Annotated in this window: 19 protein-coding genes; 15 read left to right on the forward strand and 4 right to left on the reverse strand. The window is 37.3% G+C overall.

The features are described from left to right. The 7 genes from H5087_RS07530 (at position 1) to H5087_RS07560 (ending at position 7017) form a co-directional block, all read left to right on the forward strand. A complete protein-coding gene (locus H5087_RS07530; protein ID WP_182671620.1) occupies positions 1 to 1152 on the forward strand; it encodes an 8-amino-7-oxononanoate synthase in 1152 nt (383 codons plus the stop codon). Beyond that, positions 1149 to 2024 carry a methyltransferase domain-containing protein gene (locus H5087_RS07535; RefSeq protein WP_182671621.1) on the forward strand — a complete coding sequence of 292 codons (876 nt, stop codon included), beginning with the start codon at positions 1149 to 1151 and terminating at the stop codon, positions 2022 to 2024. The genes H5087_RS07530 and H5087_RS07535 overlap by 4 nt, the downstream gene beginning before the upstream one ends. Positions 2025 to 2052: 28 nt before the next feature. After that, on the forward strand, positions 2053 to 2736 hold the full coding sequence (gene bioD / locus H5087_RS07540) for a dethiobiotin synthase (RefSeq protein ID WP_182671622.1): 684 nt from the start codon (positions 2053 to 2055) through the stop codon (positions 2734 to 2736). A 124-nt stretch (positions 2737 to 2860) separates the two neighbouring features. Continuing rightward, positions 2861 to 4432: an FAD-dependent oxidoreductase gene (locus tag H5087_RS07545; RefSeq protein ID WP_182671623.1), complete on the forward strand. Its 1572-nt coding sequence runs from the start codon at positions 2861 to 2863 to the stop codon at positions 4430 to 4432. A gap of 212 nt (positions 4433 to 4644) precedes the next feature. Then, on the forward strand, positions 4645 to 5508 hold the full coding sequence (gene htpX, locus H5087_RS07550) for a protease HtpX (RefSeq protein ID WP_182671624.1): 864 nt from the start codon (positions 4645 to 4647) through the stop codon (positions 5506 to 5508). Positions 5509 to 5755: 247 nt separating this feature from the next. Next, positions 5756 to 6274: a hypothetical protein gene (locus tag H5087_RS07555; protein ID WP_239022717.1), complete on the forward strand. Its 519-nt coding sequence runs from the start codon at positions 5756 to 5758 to the stop codon at positions 6272 to 6274. Positions 6275 to 6474: 200 nt separating this feature from the next. Beyond that, positions 6475 to 7017: a hypothetical protein gene (locus H5087_RS07560; protein WP_182671625.1), complete on the forward strand. Its 543-nt coding sequence runs from the start codon at positions 6475 to 6477 to the stop codon at positions 7015 to 7017. On the opposite strand, the gene H5087_RS07565 is transcribed toward H5087_RS07560, so the two are convergent. The 3 genes from H5087_RS07565 to gloA form a co-directional block, all read right to left on the reverse strand. Continuing rightward, a complete protein-coding gene (locus H5087_RS07565; RefSeq protein ID WP_182671626.1) occupies positions 7014 to 8612 on the reverse strand; it encodes an MASE1 domain-containing protein in 1599 nt (532 codons plus the stop codon). The genes H5087_RS07560 and H5087_RS07565 overlap by 4 nt on opposite strands. Beyond that, on the reverse strand, positions 8599 to 9228 hold the full coding sequence (locus H5087_RS07570) for a response regulator transcription factor (RefSeq protein ID WP_024589303.1): 630 nt from the start codon (positions 9226 to 9228) through the stop codon (positions 8599 to 8601). The genes H5087_RS07565 and H5087_RS07570 overlap by 14 nt, the downstream gene beginning before the upstream one ends. Positions 9229 to 9396: 168 nt before the next feature. Then, the gene (gene gloA, locus H5087_RS07575) at positions 9397 to 9924 is read right to left on the reverse strand and encodes a lactoylglutathione lyase (RefSeq protein ID WP_182671627.1); all 528 of its coding nucleotides are present in this window, start codon (positions 9922 to 9924) and stop codon (positions 9397 to 9399) included. A gap of 121 nt (positions 9925 to 10045) precedes the next feature. Between gloA and H5087_RS07580 the strand changes: the two genes are divergently transcribed. Both H5087_RS07580 and H5087_RS07585 read left to right on the forward strand, forming a co-directional pair. Beyond that, positions 10046 to 10486: a GNAT family N-acetyltransferase gene (locus H5087_RS07580; protein WP_182671628.1), complete on the forward strand. Its 441-nt coding sequence runs from the start codon at positions 10046 to 10048 to the stop codon at positions 10484 to 10486. Between the two features lie 91 nt (positions 10487 to 10577). Beyond that, positions 10578 to 11087 (forward strand): DUF421 domain-containing protein, encoded by a 510-nt coding sequence (locus H5087_RS07585; RefSeq protein ID WP_182671629.1) that lies wholly within the window; start codon positions 10578 to 10580, stop codon positions 11085 to 11087. 71 nt (positions 11088 to 11158) lie between these two features. Here the strand turns inward: H5087_RS07585 and H5087_RS07590 are convergent, their stop codons facing one another. Beyond that, the gene (locus H5087_RS07590) at positions 11159 to 11779 is read right to left on the reverse strand and encodes a trimeric intracellular cation channel family protein (RefSeq protein ID WP_007586765.1); all 621 of its coding nucleotides are present in this window, start codon (positions 11777 to 11779) and stop codon (positions 11159 to 11161) included. 392 nt (positions 11780 to 12171) lie between these two features. Here H5087_RS07590 and H5087_RS07595 point away from each other — a divergent pair, with 392 nt between their 5' ends. The 6 genes from H5087_RS07595 (at position 12172) to H5087_RS07620 (ending at position 17276) form a co-directional block, all read left to right on the forward strand. Further along, positions 12172 to 12774 (forward strand): cold shock domain-containing protein, encoded by a 603-nt coding sequence (locus H5087_RS07595; RefSeq protein ID WP_182671630.1) that lies wholly within the window; start codon positions 12172 to 12174, stop codon positions 12772 to 12774. A gap of 266 nt (positions 12775 to 13040) precedes the next feature. After that, positions 13041 to 13688 carry a hypothetical protein gene (locus tag H5087_RS07600; RefSeq protein WP_182671631.1) on the forward strand — a complete coding sequence of 216 codons (648 nt, stop codon included), beginning with the start codon at positions 13041 to 13043 and terminating at the stop codon, positions 13686 to 13688. Positions 13689 to 13908: 220 nt separating this feature from the next. Further along, positions 13909 to 14265, forward strand: coding sequence for a hypothetical protein (locus H5087_RS07605; protein WP_182671632.1), 357 nt, complete (start codon positions 13909 to 13911; stop codon positions 14263 to 14265). Then, entirely contained in the window at positions 14265 to 14879 is a 615-nt protein-coding gene (locus H5087_RS07610; protein ID WP_182671633.1) for an ABC-three component system protein, read from the forward strand. The genes H5087_RS07605 and H5087_RS07610 overlap by 1 nt, the downstream gene beginning before the upstream one ends. Beyond that, positions 14879 to 15373, forward strand: a complete 495-nt coding sequence (locus H5087_RS07615) for an ABC-three component system middle component 5 (protein WP_259397751.1) — start codon at positions 14879 to 14881, stop codon at positions 15371 to 15373. The genes H5087_RS07610 and H5087_RS07615 overlap by 1 nt, the downstream gene beginning before the upstream one ends. After that, positions 15366 to 17276, forward strand: a complete 1911-nt coding sequence (locus H5087_RS07620) for a hypothetical protein (protein ID WP_182671634.1) — start codon at positions 15366 to 15368, stop codon at positions 17274 to 17276. The genes H5087_RS07615 and H5087_RS07620 overlap by 8 nt, the downstream gene beginning before the upstream one ends. The last annotated feature ends 314 nt before the right edge of the window (positions 17277 to 17590 follow it).

Genomic DNA, 17590 nt, shown 5'->3' on the forward strand with positions numbered 1-17590 from the left:
ATGCCTTTTGATTTTATAAATACGCATCTGCAGGCTCGCCAGCAAGATGCGTTACTTCGTAAACGCCACGTAGTACAACATGCAACAGCGCGCACCATAACGGTTAATAATAAAATCTACCTTAACTTTGCCAGTAACGACTACTTAGGTTTTGGTGATGTGGCTGTTAACCTTAATGACTCCCACGCATTAGGGAGTCACAGCTCAGCATTGGTTACGGGTTATCAGGCTCAGCAAAAAGCGCTTGAACAATACTTATGTGAGCAATTTGGTTATGGCGCAGCAATGCTATTTAACTCAGGGTTTAGCGCTAATAGCAGCGTAATTAAAGCGTTGTTTCAAGATAAAGCCGCTGCGCAAAACAGTGCTATTTTTCAAGATAAGTTAAATCATGCAAGCTTGATTGACGGGGCTATGCATTCTAACGCGGCTTTAGTACGTTTTAATCACAACGACATGAATCACTTACGCTCACGGCTCGAAAAATCAAAAGCTCAAAACAAGCTAATTATAAGCGAAGGTGTGTTTTCGATGGATGGCGATACCGCGCCTCTTAAAGAATTACTCGCACTTGCAAAACAGCACAACGCATGGCTAATGATTGACGACGCACACGGCTTTGGTGCATTAGGTATAACCGGTTTGGGTAGTTGCGAAGCGTTTATTACTAAAACGCTGCCAGATATATTAGTTATTACCTTTGGTAAAGCAGTGGCTAGTAGTGGCGCCTGTGTATTAGGTAGTAAACAGTTTATTGATTACATGCTGCAATTTAATCGCGATTACACGTATTCAACCGCTATGTCGCCGCTTATGGCAAGCCACACACTTGCGCGTATTAAAAGCATAAAAACAGCTGATGATAAACGCGATAAGCTAAATGCCAATATTGCATTATTTAAGCAACTCACTAAAAGCCATAATATTGCTGTAATGGAGTCAAACACCGCCATACAACCCATTGTATTAGGCTGCGCTGAGCAAACATTGCAAGCGGCAGATAAACTTAAACAACAGGGTATTTGGCTCACTGCAATTAGACCGCCCACAGTTGCACATAACACCTCACGTTTGCGCATTACTTTAACCGCCGCGCATACCGAGCAAGACATAACGCACTTAGCTAAGCATTTAGTAGGTGCAATAGTATGACTGCTCAGCCAGTATTAAAAACAGACCTAGTGCAAACACAACTTGTAAAACCGTGCCTTGTAAGTAGCGAATTGGACATAGAGTTAAACAAGGAGCCAAGTCGAGAGCTAAGCAAGGAGCTTAAAAAGTCTACTCAAAGTAAGTTTTCAAAGGCGGCAGCGCGTTATAACACCCATGCAAATGTACAAAAACACGCAGCGAGCGATCTATTTGCGCTCATAAAACCAGGTATTAATAAAAATAAGCTTTGTGTTGATTTAGGCGCAGGCCCACTTGTTAATACACATACCTTACAAAGCGTATTTGCAAGCGTTGTGGCAATGGATTTAAGCTTAAACATGTTGCAAAGTAGTGATTTAACCGTACCTAAAATATGTGCAGATATGGATAATTTACCGCTGCAAGCAAACAGTGTTGATGTTATTTACAGTAACTTTGCCGTGCAGTGGTCTGCAAATTTTTCGGCTTTAATGCAATCGCTTTACAACATATTAAAACCAGGCGGGCAGGCGTACATAAGCACTGTGGTAGAGGGCTCACTAAACGAAATAAAAACAGCTTTTGCAGCGCTTGATTCTAACAGCCATATAAATACCTTTAATAGTGAACAGTATATAAACCAATCAGTCCAAAAAGCAGGCTTTACTATTAATAGTGCTAAAAAACGTATTTACACCGATGAATACACAACACCTTTAAAAGCTATTGCCTCAATTAAGGCTATTGGGGCTACTACGCAAAATCATACCAATACGCGCCAAGGGTTACTTACTAAATCGGCGCTACAAAAAGTATGCAGTGCGTATCCGCTTATAAATAACAAAGCATGTGTGTCTTATCATGTGGTGCTGTTATCATTGGAAAAACACTAAATAAGCCCAAAGACATTAAAGGCAACGCATGAAAGAATTTTTTATAACAGGCACCGACACCGATGCCGGAAAAACCCACGTTACCAGCTTGCTATTAAAGTTACTTGCCCAACACAAAAAACAAGCCATTGGTTTTAAGCCTCTAGCTGCTGGCTGCGAAATGGCATTCGATCAGCTAGTAAACGCCGATGCCCTTATACTAATGGAAAGCGCAACAGTGAGCGCTAAATACGACGTAGTAAATCCGTTTTCGTTTGCACCGCCTATTGCGCCGCACATAGCCGCTGAGCAAGTTGGGGTTAGTATTACTGTAGATAAACTAAGTGATGCTTATAAAAACGTAAAACAACAGGGCGCTGACATTATACTTACCGAAGGTGCTGGTGGTTGGGCATTACCTATTAATAAAAACGATTATTTATACGACTGGGTTAAAGCAGAGCAACTTCCGGTAATACTCGTTGTTGGCATGAAGCTGGGTTGCTTAAATCATGCGTTACTAACCGCTGCGCATATGCAAAGTATGGGAATAAACTGCGTTGGCTGGATTGCAAACCAAGTAGATAAAAACATGGACGAGTACCAAGCAAACCTTGATTCACTTAAAGCACGTTTACCGTTTCCAATACTTGCTATAAGCCCATACAGCGAGCAAACTCCTAAGTTACAAATATACAAAAGCTTGCTTAGTGCGTTATCTATAAACACTTAAGTGGTTTTTAAAAAAAAGTTACTTTTTTAGGTAAATCTTGAAATAGTCAGCCTTAGTACACATATAAACATTTATAAATACATAGCTTGCTTAAAGACAATGTTACTAAGGACATAACGACTATATGACGCACCCATTTATTGAAAACTACGCCCCAGATGCGCACGTAAGCGCTGAGCCAAAAGCACTAAACTATGGCTTACCTAAAAAACGCGTAGGTATAATAGGTGGAGGCACAGCTGGCGCCACAATAGCCATTAGACTTGCTGCGTTAGGGTTAGAGACTTATGTGCTTGAAAAGAAAAAGTCGTTAATTGATGGCCCTCCAATGTGCCATTTGCATGCAGGTGGCAACTTATATCGTGAAATACCCGATGAAGACTGCATAGATTTACTCAAGCAATGTATAGACATTGCGCGCCTTTATCCTCACACCATAGATGTCCGCCCCACAGTATTTGCCGTACCCAAGCGCGATGACGACTCACCGGAGGATTTATTTCCGCGTTTAAATAAATTAGTAAAAGCCTACAGCGAGCTTGTAGAGCAAGATAGCGCTAACAAAGTATTAGGCGAGCCTGAGCATTATTATCAGTTATATAGTTATGAGCATATGCTAAAGCTTGCTAAGCAAAAACAAGTAGCCAAACCCACGTCATTAGATGAGTGGATGATACCCGTTGCTAAGCATTTAGATTTAGATAAGTTAAAGTTTCCGCTTATTGTTGCACAAGAATATGGTTGGAATATATTTCGTTTATCGGCCAGTGCACAACTCGCCCTTGCACAGTACAAACACGCTCATGTTTTAACAAGCACCAGTGTTAAAAACGTATCGCCAGTTATAAATACCAATAATGATAAGCAAACACTTAAATGGCACATTGAATACCAATCAGAGCCAAGCCTTGATGAACAACCTGATACACAAGCCGATTCACAAACCATTGAGGTAGATTACCTAATAAATGCGTGTGGTTTTCAAACCGGTATTATTGACGACCTCGTTGGGGTCGATGTAAAACGCATGGTTGAATTTAAAGCCTCTTACATTACTCATTGGCAAGGTGCTGGTGGGCAAATACCCGAAATAATTATTTATGGTAACCGTGGTACGCCAGAGGGCATGGCGCAGTTAACGCCTTACCCTAACGGGTATTTTCAAATACATGGCATGACTAAAAACATTACATTGTTTAATGATGGCTTAGCTGATGCCACGCCAATGAGCGCACAACCTAAACTTCCCAATAAATACCTTCATTATATTAAAGATGGGTGGGACAAAGCTGCATTGCAAACACGTACCCAAACAGCAATTGATTATGTAGCCGAGTTTGTGCCTGCATTTAAAACTGCTAGCACACAAAATAATGCCTTGTATGGCGGGCAACAAATCCCGGGTGATGACGACACTTTGCGCGTAGCCGATGTAAGTTTATATTCGCATATTAGTTACGCACGGGCCGAAAATGTTAAAGCATCGTCAACGTTAATAGCGGCAGATCAAATAGTGGGTGAGTTTATAAAATTAGGAATAATAAGTAGCGATCCTGCTGTAAATCATCACCGCAGTACCCACCAATGGTCGTATCTTAAACATAATAGCAGCGAAAAAATTGACGAAGTTGCACGCATATTGGCACACGAGCGTGGGTTTCCGATTGATATGGCAGAGCTTAATAACAGCTTGTAAAAAGCTGATCTATAAGTAAACCTCATACTTAAATTTGCTGTAAAACCCTTCTTAAAAAAATTATCAATAAACACATAAATAACACTTGTGTTATGACATAGTTTGTCACAGAATAGCGTTAACGTTATGACATAGTGTGTCATAACGCAGTGATTGCTTTAACCTAATTTAATTTTATGTTCGGTGATCAAACCTATTTTTGTGAGGACAATATGAAACGTATATTTTTGTTTTTATTAACTAACCTAGCGGTTATGTTGGTATTAGGTGTAGTGCTTTCAATAATAATGAGTGCGCTGGGCTTAAGCCATCGTAGCCTTGGCGGAATTTTACTTATAGCCACCGTATTTGGTTTTGGTGGATCGTTTATTTCGTTATTTATGTCGAAATGGATCGCTAAAAAATCAACAGGCGCGCATGTAATTACGCAGCCTCGAAACGAAACCGAACATTGGCTTGTACAAACGGTATGTGCGCAAGCACAAAAAGCAGGCATTAAAATGCCAGAAGTGGCTATTTACGACAGCCCAGAAATGAACGCGTTTGCAACGGGCCCAAGTAAAAACAATTCTTTAGTGGCAGTAAGCACAGGCTTAATGCACAACATGACCAAAGATCAGGCCGAAGCCGTACTTGCCCACGAAGTATCGCACGTGGCTAACGGCGACATGGTAACGCTTACGCTAATACAAGGCGTGGTAAATACCTTTGTAATATTTGCCGCAAAAGTACTGGCAGGCATTGTAGATAACTTTATTAATAGCGATGAAGAAGAGGGCGGTAGTAGCTGGACATACTTCTTATTCGATATGTTATTCCAAGTATTATTTGGCGTGCTAGCAAGCATAGTGGTTGCAAGTTACAGCCGTAAACGTGAATTTGCAGCCGACAGCGGCGCAGCAAAACTAGTTGGTGCTGATAAAATGCGTTCCGCCCTTGAGCGATTAAAGCAAAACCATCCTTCGCAATTAGAAGGCTCAATGATGGCCTTTGGTATTGCAAGTGGCAAAGGTGTTGCTGAGCTGTTTTCATCGCACCCACCGCTTGATGCGCGAATAGACGCACTACGCAAGTAACGATGTAAGTTAGTAAATATTCTAAGCCAGCTTAACTGCTGGCTTTTTTATGTTTACGTTAAAATGCTAAAATCGCATACACTGTATTTATATACAGTGTATTATGTTGCTTTATAAAATCGTTACTTTTTTAAGCTATATGTGTTTACGGGGTTACTAGGTACGAGTAAACTAAAATACCTCAAAGCCAGCAATGCAGCTGGTTTTAATACTTAACATTTAATACTTAACAAGGACGGTTATTGTAGTGGAAAAGGTGCAACACACTAAAGAATGCATTATGTGCTTTAGCGCTATAGATTCACGGGCTAAAAAATGCCCGCAATGCACCTCACTTCAAGCTAAATATTCTAACTTAGAAAACAATCCCATTATTATTGGTGCATTAGCACTTAGTATTGTTGGTATTTTTGGGTTTATTTTTTATCAAAATATTTATGTAGCAGGGCTTGAAGACCAAGCACAAAAAAACTTAATCGCTAATGTAAGCCAAATTCATACTAAAAATGAAAACGATGCATTGTATGTTGCATGCATAGGGCAGGTAAAAAACGTATCAAACTTCGCCTTTAAAAATATAAAGTTTAAGGTCGATTTTTTAACAGATCAAAACACGCTAGTCGATACGTTATCAATAACCGACGAAGACCTAATTATACTTCCTAATGACTCAACAAACTTTAGAGTAAGAGGTATTGCGCAAAAACAAGCGGCCAGTTATAACAATTGCCAAGTAACAATAACCGATGCCTGGGCTTATAAATAAGCTATAAATCACTTACAAATTAATTATTAGCAGTTAGCTAAACCACTCGCTTTTTCGTATGTAATATTAGTTATTAACTTAAAGCCACTAATTCCAAAATTTATATAAGCCATTTTCCTAGAGCGATTAAGAATATGGATGATTTATTACTTTAGCAATCATTTATACACTCCTTGCAACTTGCAAGTGAGGGATCGAAAATGAGCTTGATTGATGAAAGTACAAAGGATTTTGGAAGCATGAGCGTGTTGCTTCACAGCGTAGGAACTGATTGCTACCGCATTGAGTGGAATAGCAGAATGACAGGAGCCTCAATAAGCTTAATTCGTGTTAAAAAAAACGAATACATAGTTGTGCGAAAATGGGCAACCGCCCGAAATATAGATGACGTATCAGCAGAGTTTGATCGGGCTAACCAAGCACTAATTCATTTTTTAAATAATGTAGATGTGATTAAAAGTAAAAACGAAAGTATTGTTGCAGCTAAAGAGCATTGCATAAACTTATTTACCTCAGCTGAGGGCTTAAAACCAATTAGCCATCCGAGCTTACCTACGCCACGCTTACAAGAAGCCATAGGCAAAGAAGTCATTGTAAAATCAAGTTTAGGCAACTACCTAATATCAAAAGGAATGCTATTACAGCTATTAGGTAATCAAGCCGAGATCCAAGTTAATCCCGACCACCTTGACGAAGGCCAATTAAGGCAAAAATTTTATACCAAACAAGTTCATGTTTGCTAGTTAATTGCGCTATCAAAACTCAAAGGCAGCTTTACTTTAATGGTAAAGCCATTTTGTTTAAACACCTTAAAAGTTCCGCCTAATGCCGTAGTGCGCTCATCTATAAATGCTAAACCGTAGTGACCTGAGTTATCTGTTGGGGTTACTAAAGTCCCGTTATCGCTAATTGTTAACTCAATAAATTCGTCGCTGTTTATTATATTTATAACCAGTTTGCTAGCATTGCTGTGCTTCATACAATTGGTTACTGCTTCTTGGCAAATTCGGTAAATAGCTATTTCGTGATCTTTTGAAAGGCTATTATCTAACTTAAATTGTGGCTGATACTTAATATTTGCCTTGTACAGTAAGTTTTTTAGTCGCCCTTGTGTTATTGCCTTTTCTAAACCGAGTTCATCTAACTCACGCGGGCGAAGATAATGCATTAATTGATAAACAGAGTCATACATCGAATTAGCATTGTTTTTTAATGTAGTCACAAACGATTGGGTATCATCGTTACTAAGGTGCGACAAAATAGCTAAATCTGTTTTTAATGCTGTTAGGTTTTGCCCTAATTCGTCATGCAACTCTTGCGAAAGATGCTTTCGCTCGTTTTCTTGCACCGACACCATTTTGGCAGCAAGCGCCGTGTTTTGAGTTAGCTGCTCTTTAAGCTCTTTATTGGTTTGCTTTAACTCGTTGTTTTTACGTTTAAGCTCAGTAATTGCAGCGCCTAAAACCATACTGGTAATTGCGTTTGCTAAAATAAATAACTGGCTAATGTAGGTATTGCTAGGCTCGTGCGTAATGCTTGCTTCAACAATTATTAACGCGTTAATTAGCGCTGCACTGCTTACAGCCCCTAACGAGCCATACTTATACGAAAACCAAATTATAGGTAATAACGATGCAAGCCGTAATAGCGGGTAGGTATCTGGGCGAACCGCATAGACAAAAAATACAATTAATATAAAACACACTAAAGTGGCTACTAGGCCAAATAATTTAGTGAGCCTGACTGTGTTAAAACTGTATTTAGAATCGTAAATTAACATAATAAAAGGGGCAATTAACAACGAGCCAGTAATATCGCCTAAGCACATGTTTAACTGATACTGCAGTAGCTCTTTTGCAACCAATACATTTGTAAATTCAAATGCACTGGCAAACAAAAACCACTTTATAGATGTACTTGCAACACAAAGCAGTATTAACGAAAGTATACCTAGGCTGTCGTTAATGCTTGGCGGCCAACGGCTATTTTTAAACACATAAACAAGCGCTATAAAGCAAAGTTCCTGCCAAAAGCCATGAAATAAATCAAACTCCCAAACCCCACTGTATGTTAAACCAAGCTGCGCAGCTAAAGCGCGTGACACAACCCATAAGGTGAGCCAATAGCGTGTTGGAGTGAGTAAGTAAAACGCAATTTTTACGCCTGCGGGAATAAATATCGCGCTGCTCTCGGGTACGGTTTCAAGGTTTTGGCTAACCCAAAAAGCGGCGAGTGAAGCAATAAAGTAAATTAGCCCCACCAATAACTGTTTAACTACCTCTTTGTATGTGGTAGTAAAACTAACATTAGATAAAGAAGAAGCGTTAGGTAAGTTCATCTAACTGTATTACTCCCGCATCAATTGCAATTTTTAGCAGTTCAAACGAGGTAGTAACATTAAGTTTGCTGTATATGTTTGCTTTGTGTACATGTGCTGTTTTAGGCATTATTTCGAGTATTTGCGCCACTTGTTTAGCGTTTAATCCCTTAGAAAATAACGGAAGGGCTTCAAGCTCTCTGTTAGTAAGCACCGTTAATGCTAAATTTTCGCTACTCATCGAAAAATTTACGTCTTCACTAATGTACCTTTTACCTAAAGCGACCGCTTTAACTGCATCTATTAGTTCATCAGAGGCAGAACGCTTAGACACATAACCCAAAGCGCCTAATCGCAAAGCATTGCTTACATAAGGTTCGTGGTCGTGCATGGAGGCAACAATACTTTTAATATGCGGGAAAAACTCTTCAAGGTACGATAAAAAAGAAAGGCCGGTTTCAGTGCCATTAAGCGATATATCAACAATAAATATATCAGGTTGTTCAAGCTCTACAGCCAGCTTGGCTTCTGTTACGCTGCAGGCTTCAATAATTACTTTCCAATCTGGTTGTAACTCTAAAAGCTTTTTAAAGCTGTCTCTTACTAATTGATGATCTTCTATGATGCCAATGAGCATTTAAATCTCCTTTTATGCTTAAAATACAGCGGGGCGGGTAACTAATTACCTAAAACGTTTTAAATGGGTTACCTCACTTAAAAGCAAGGTAACAAAACCAGTGGTTCTAAATTGGTAATTAGTTGCTGGTGGAGATTACAACTAAGATCTTTTTACAGCAGCTTATTATTACTGAGAAAGAATAATATCAGTAATACCTTCGGCAGATAGTATTTCAATCCAGTAGCCGTCAGGGTCTTTAATAAATGCTAAGCCTTTCATTGAGCCATCATCTGGTTTTTTAACAAACTCAACATCGTATTTTGCAAAGCGCTCACAGGCTTCGTAAACATCCGGTACGCTAATACCAATATGCCCAAATCCTTTAGGTTCTTGGTTACCACTGTGGTAGCCCTCAAAGCTGTCGTCGGTTTCGGTGCCCCAGTTATGGGTTAACTCAATTAGCGCAGGGCGACGAAACACCCATTCTGCTTTAGTTTTATCATCACCTTGTGGCAATTCTTGCTCGTAGCCTAAAAAGTAAAGCGTAAACTTCATACCAGGAAAATCATACTTACCTAACAGCTTCATACCTAATACATTTTGGTAAAATTCAAGCGACGGCTTTGGATCTTTAATACGTAACATAGTTTGTTGCATAACAAAGCCCTGAGTGGCCTGTTCAACTTGTTCTGGAGATTCGTTATAATTAGACATGGTGATCCTTTCAAAAATGATAAAGCGTAAATAAAGATATAATGCTTAAACCATCATAATCAACCGTAGTTTAAATTTAAACTGTCTAGGTCAAATCATATAATAAAAAACAAGGAATTTTATGGCTATAACTATAACCACAGGCACCATTGATGATGTAACCGCAGTGAGTGAATATATCCCTGAACTGCTAACAACCATTGATAGTGACACTTTACGTAACCGTTTAGAAAACAAAAAAGCATTGATATTAGTAGCACATAAAGAAGATACATTAGTTGGTTTTAAAATTGGCTATGAGCTATCTAATACACAATTTTATAGTTGGCTTGGCGGAGTGCATTTTAACTATCGTAGATTAGGTGTTGCTAAAAAATTACTTTTTCAACAAGAAAAGTGGGCTTATGAACAAGGCTTTACCAATATACACGTTAAATCAATGAACCGGTTTCCTCAAATGCTGACTATGCTAATCACAAATGGTTATCACGTTTGTGGCTACGTTGATAAACAAAGCACAGAGCTAAGCAAAATTAAGTTTGTAAAACAACTCACAAAGTAAATGCAGGCACTTTATTCATCGTTATTTAACTTAGTGCCATGTAGGGTTATAAGCAAAAGCTAATTGCCAACTTTAATAGCAAGGAACCACTATGTTTTATGATGATATGCAGGGGTTATTACGTGTACTTACAATAGGTGTACTGGGTTATATTGCACTGGTGTTTTGGCTGCGTATATCGGGTAAACGTACGCTTTCAAAGTGGAACGTGTTCGACTTTATAGTCACCATTGCGCTGGGCTCTATATTAGCCTCGGTGATCATTTCAAAAAGTGTTCCGTTAGCTGAGGGCATACTTGCCTTTGTAGTATTAATAGGGCTGCAATATATTATTACGTGGCTTAGTGTGCGCTCGTCAAAATTTGCAGCGCTTATAAAAGCAGAACCCACGTTATTACTGAGTGATGGTGAATACTGCACGGCTGCACTTAAATCACAGCGCGTAACAAAGTCAGAAATTCGCGCCGCTATTCGTGGCGCTGGTATACTAGCCATAGAAGATGTAGCCGCAGTAGTGCTAGAAACTGATGGCAGTTTTAGTGTACTTAAGCAAAATAACAGCGGGTTAAAAACCGCGTTAAGTGATGTAAGCGGGCATTAAATTAATACGCTAATAGTTATATTAACTAAGGCAGGTATATTACCTGCCTTATTTTGCATTAAAGCTTATTTTTATTTAGCGTGCTGCTCTAATAAACTAAAGGTAGGTAAGCGCCATTTAAAGCGTATTGAGGCCATACGTATTAAGTAGCCTGCAACAAGGCTTACAATAATGCTGATGTTGTCGTCAATATTGTAATGGTGTAGCGCTAAGTACAAGCACGCTACAAGTAACGATACACTCGCGTATAGCTCGTTATGTAATACCAACGGCGCTTGGCGACATATTAAATCACGCAGTAATCCACCAAATACGCCAGTAACAACGGCTGCCACTACACAAATACCGTAATGTAAGCCCATATTTAGCCCCACTTGGCAGCCAATAATACTAAAGGCAGCTAAACCTAGGGCATCTAAGCGCATAAAAATGCCTTTAAATTTAACTACCCATTTAGCAAGCCACGTAGTAACAATACCGGCAATACAGGTAATTAATAAATACTCTGGGTGTTGTACCCACGTAAGCGGGTAATTGCCTAGTAATATATCTCGTACGCTACCACCGCCAATTGCCGTGGCGCTGGCTACTAGCACTACGCCAAACCAATCCATTTTCATTCGTCCTGCGCTAAGTGCGCCGGTCATGGCTTCTGCGGTAATACCAATAATATAAACAACGGTTAGTAACATGAGATAATCACTTAAAATACGTGCGTAAAAATAAGGTGTGGATTGTATAGATAAATTAAGTAAATAACGAATGAAAAATCGTACTAAAAACGGTTAATTCAGATAGAAATAGCTAATGACAAAACCTAGTGTAAACAAGCTGTTAAGCTAGTGGGCGAGTGTGTAATGGTTGGCATGAATTAAAGGACATTTGGCCGTAAATTATAAATAAAATAAGTTGAGGTTTAGTTATTTTATCACGTTTATTTTTGAGTTTATTTTATTAGGTAAAGCGTAAAAATTAACGCAATATGAATATTTGGTTGCATGGTTTTAATTTAGGAACGTATAATAACAAGTGTTAATTAAATGGAATTTGCGTAAAACGCAGCTTAAGCAAAATAGGCGGATACATGCACAAAGGATTGTTAAAGACGTGGAAAACCGACAAAGGTTTTGGTTTTATTAAATCAGACACCCTAGAACACGACACGTTTATACACATATCAGCGCTCAAACACATGAGCCGCAAGCCAAAAGTTGGCGACACCATTTACTTTGAAGTTGCTACACAGCCCGACGGTAAAACCAAAGCAATTAACTGCCGTATAGAAGGCGTTGCAGAGCTTAAAGCCCCTTATCAAAAACACAATCAACAGCCATATCGTATGGCCAAATCTAATTTTGCCAGTAGCTTTTTGGGCAAAGTCGCCTCGATTAGCATTATCGCTGTGCTTGGCTTCATCGCAGTAAATAAATACAACCATTATAAAACTAGCGAGCAATTTAATAACCACACACCTGTTATTACTAACGCCGATTTAGCCACCTTTGATGAACAATACCCAAAAACCGTGATTCCAAAAAACACACAAAACTTTACCTGTGACGGCAGGCAGCATTGTAGCCAAATGAATTCGCGAGCCGAAGCTGTATTTTTTATTAATAACTGCCCGAATACAAAAATGGATGGCGATAGAGATGGTGACCCTTGTGAGAGGGATTCACGGTTTTAAAATGAGTGGTAATTTTAGAAATCGATTAGTCAAAGGTTAAGTTTAAAATAGGTTTTACTGTATGCTGTATATAAATACAGTGTTGTGCAATTTATCCCATAACATTATTAAAATGGGTTATAGGGTTAAATGATAAAGGCTACTGAATGGCAATTGTTATTGTCTAATTATAAACGAGTTGTTTGGTGTAATTATCAATAAATTATTAGATGCCGTTTTGGTACGTTAAATAAGTTATTCTGCCTATTCCATCATAAGGAGATGTAATGAAGTCTAGAGATCTAAAAACTATTCACGATTTAATTGTCAGTGATTATAAAATTGAACCAATCGGTAATGGAAAATTCGTTCACTCCTTTAAACCTGCCACAACAAAAACTGTGTACCAGTTTGAGGCAAACGGTACACCTGAAGTCAAAGAAGGTGAACGGTATAATATTGGCTATTATGATGACGAACATGGTAATAAAATAATAGAAACATCATGTTTATCAAAAAACACCGAAGTTAACCCTATGCTTAGTTACTTATATGCAACTAAGCTATCTGAAGGCAAGCATGAAGTTAATAAAGGTAAAAATGATGACCGTGTCAGCCATACTGCACAGGACGGCTATTATTGGGGTAAAAAGTATGCTTGGCGCGAGTTTGGTTTAGTAATATCTAAAGATGCTTTTTTTGCATATTTAAAAGAAATAAATCATCCTAGAGTAGAGTGTATTACTCGAAACCCTGATATGGGGTTTAGTAATATTGGTGAGCCTTCAACTGCGTATAAAGAAGAAGGTTTAGCTGAAGCTATAAGTGCTTTAATTTCTTCTGCAGTTAAAATGACTAAAGTTCGCTTTAAGTCTCCTTTATATTCCAAGCAATTTGTAATTAAGGGTATTGAAGCAATTACGGATAAAAAATAAACATAATATGCGTTTAGAGCGGCACAAAGGACTGTTGGTTAATTCCGCTTTACTTCATATATTATGGTTTCCGAACGCAGAACCGAATTCTTTAAAAGCTTAGCGTTGATTTAAGAAGATAGTTTAGTGATTTAGGATGATGTAGTTGTTCTACAGCCTAGTTTATTACAATGTGCCTTCTGCTAAAGTTTATATTAATTATTTTAAGGGCAAGTGAGTTATGGATTGGAAGAGTGCATTGAAAATCGCAGGACCATCAGCGATAGCCGCTTGGGTTTTTGTTGAACTGATTAAAAGCTATTTATCTACTTCTGAAATTTTTAAAACGAGTATGTATTTAAATTTCACGCTCCTTATTATCATATTTTCTTTTTGTGTAATTATGGGGTGGTTATGGATACGTAGTAGTAATGAAAAAAATAAGGTAGAACCAACAGAGAAGAAGATTGAAAGGAATGAAATTTGTGATAATGAAGTAGGTAATGATTTATCAGTTGGTAGTATAGATACGAGTATTGTCGACAGCAAAATTTCTAAAAACAAGGTAGAAGGCTCTATAAACATTGGTAGTAAATAATGAGTATACAAGACCAAAATAGATCATTAACTCCAATTTATTCTAAAGATATTTCTGGTAATGAAATTAAAGATAATGATATTGGTGGAGACTTAAATATTGGAAGTACGGTGGTTAAAATTCCATCATATAACATTTCAGTGGGAGCAGAGTCTCTTAAGGTATTAATAAATGAACATGAAAAATTGAAAGAAGAAAGCCTCATTTATCTTTATGTTCTTGAAGAGCTTGAAAGTAAAATTACAGATAGCGAGTCTAGAGAAGTAATTGGGCTAGAAAACAAATTAATCAAAGCAAATAAAGCTGTTTTTCTTGATGAGGCCCTTATATCTAGTCAGAAAGCTTCAAAAATGATTTTAAAGTTTCAGAACATAAAGTCATATCAAATTATATTCAATCATGTTTTAAGCCTTATTATAACAAGGTTTCGCTCACATATAGCCCCTTTGATTAAAGATGGTGTAGACGATTTAACTATTAAAACGATGATTAATACCGTTATTGTTGAGCCCTTAAATCAAGAGGTAAGCTTAGCTGGCGGCTATATCACTACTGAGTTAATTGAAGGGATGTTGTATTTCCTTACAGAAAAGTGTCATGTGGAGTGGGTATAATGATTATTTATCATCCAGCTCACGATGTAAATCATTGTTCTTATAGAATATTGAATATCTTATATGGGGCGAAGAATAATAAAGTACATTGTGACATGCTAAAAATTGTTAGTTTTTATTATGTATACCCTCATCTATTAAAACGCATGGAAAGCTTTCCAAGACCATTAAACTATCAAGCAAAAAAAATTAGTAATATAAGTGATTCATTTGAGTTAACACCAAGCCCAACTAGTCTGTTTTTTGAAATGCATTCAACACACGAAGCAGCAATTTTTTCTTTGTATCAGAGATCTTTAATTAATATTGAACGCAATATTGTAAGTCTCGAAAAACAAAACCTTCCAAATGAACTAATTCAGGAATTTAAAAAAGATAAACTTACAAAGAGTGATCTTTTTAAAATCCTTGTTGAGTGTTTACCTAAAGTTAAATTGGATGGGGATAATGGCCTTAAGGCAAAAAGTGGATTAATGGAATATAAATATGATTAGGTCAAATTTTTTTGTAGAGCGCCTAGTAATCATAAAGTCAGGAAGTAGTGTTTATGATGAAGAGTTTCACCAAGGAATAAATGTTATTAGGGGTGATCACTCTGTTGGAAAAACAACAATATTAGAACTTTTATTTTATGTTCTAGGCGGAGAAATTAAAGACAATCAATGGCTCTATCCTGCAGATCACTGTGATGAAATATATTGTCAGATTAATATTAATGGAACTTCCTTTACAATAAAAAGAGATATTGAAAAGGGTAAAATTCCCCCAATACGAATCCAAGATGGTTCTTATGATGTTACGAGCTTAGATAATCTAGGTTGGAAAAAATTTGGCCCGAGAAGAAGTGAATCTGGTGAACGAGTTTCTTTTTCACAACAAATGTTTGATTTGTTAGGCTGGGACAATCATAAGTCTGATGATTATGCCAATTTGACAATGCACCAAATTCTTAGATTCCTATATGTAGATCAAGAAACTGGATCTACAAAAATTTTCCGTGCAGAAGATAATCCTCGTGGTGATAGTGAAGGTATACGAACTGCAATTGCTGAATTTTTATTGGGCTTAGATAATCTTGACACGCATAAATTGAGACAACAACTTATTTTGGCAGAAAGAGAATTTGATAAGGTAGCTGCTGATTTAAATGCAATGTATAAAGTATTAGGAAGTGATTCAGGTTTAACTCTTGATGTTTTAAATGCACAAGTAATAAATATTTCTGATGAGATTGTATCTTTACAGGATAAAGGCGTTGACTTAAAAGCAACTACTGAAATTGAAGTCGATTCTGCATCTAATTACAAGGATCTAGAAAAGAAAGTCGACCTATTTAGCCGACAACTTCAGTCTTTAAATATTGAAATACAAGCAACAACTGGTGAAATAGTTGATTGTGAACTATTTGGAGACTCACTTGATTTTAGAAAAAAATCATTGCTAGAATCAAAATCTGCTTTTGATTGCATAGGTGCAATGAAGTACACACACTGTCCTTGCTGTTTGGAAGAGATTAATTCTTCTAATGATGATACTTGCCACTTATGTAATGCCCCAAATAAAGCGTCTAATCATTCGAATAATTATATGCAAATTTTGACAGAGCTTGATTTTCAAATTAAAAGCAATGCTAAAGTTTTAGGTGATTACAAAAGTCATTTAAAAGGTCTGAAATCTGCACGTATAATTGCAGAGTCTCACCTAAAAAATTCTCAAAGTGAGTTACAGTCAAGTTCAAAAACTGTAGATATAGAAACTCATGGGTTGATTAAAAGATCAAAGAAGATTGGGTATTTAGAGTCTGAAATTAAAAATATTGAAAAACAAATCAAAATAATCAGCGATTTAGATAAATATAAATCTAAGAAATCCGAGCTAAATATCACAATTACAGATCTCCGTGAAAAAATTGTAGCCGCTGCCGTCTCTAGCAAGAGTAGAAGAGATAAGGTTAATCTAGGAATCTGTGAAAATATGTTACCTATTCTTCACTCCGATTTACGAGATAATGGAAAGCCTTATGAAGAAGTTTTCGCGGCTGCGGGGAGTAATGATATTGAAATTGATTTTTCAAGAGATAGAACATTAATAGATGGAAGGGTGAAATTTTCAGGTAGCTCTAACTATATAAAAAAGAACGCTTTTTATCTTTCTGCTTTACTAGAGTCATTGTCAGATCCGCTTTACAGACTACCGAGATTTCTAATGCTGGATGCCATTGAAAATGGTGGCATGAAAGCTTTTAGAAGTCATAACTTTCAACGTTCCATCGTAGAAATGTTTAAAGATAAAAAAGACTTTCAAATAATACTTTGTACCTCAATGGCTTTAGATGATTTAAATAATGATGAATATGGTGTTGGTCCTTATTACGTGGGGAACGTAATTAATGTTTAACATTTTCACATGAAATACTCACTAAAGACAGCGGGGCCAAATCTTGACTTCATACATCAAAGTTTAATCTAGAAATTAACAAGACACCCATCTTAAATTATTAAAAATAAAGATGGGTGTAAGTCTAAATGAATTGAATGTGTGTCATCCCAATTCTCGTCATAAATAAAGGGGTTTGAGTTTTCCCCATAACATTATTAAAAGGCGTTATGGGGTTAAATAACAAAGGCTACTGGGTAGCAATTGTTATTGTCTGATTATAAACGAGTTGTTTGGTGTGATTTTCAAGCAACGTAAGATACGCCGTTTTGGGG

This window comes from Pseudoalteromonas sp. SR43-7, assembly GCF_014163785.1.
Lineage (GTDB): Bacteria > Pseudomonadota > Gammaproteobacteria > Enterobacterales > Alteromonadaceae > Pseudoalteromonas > Pseudoalteromonas distincta.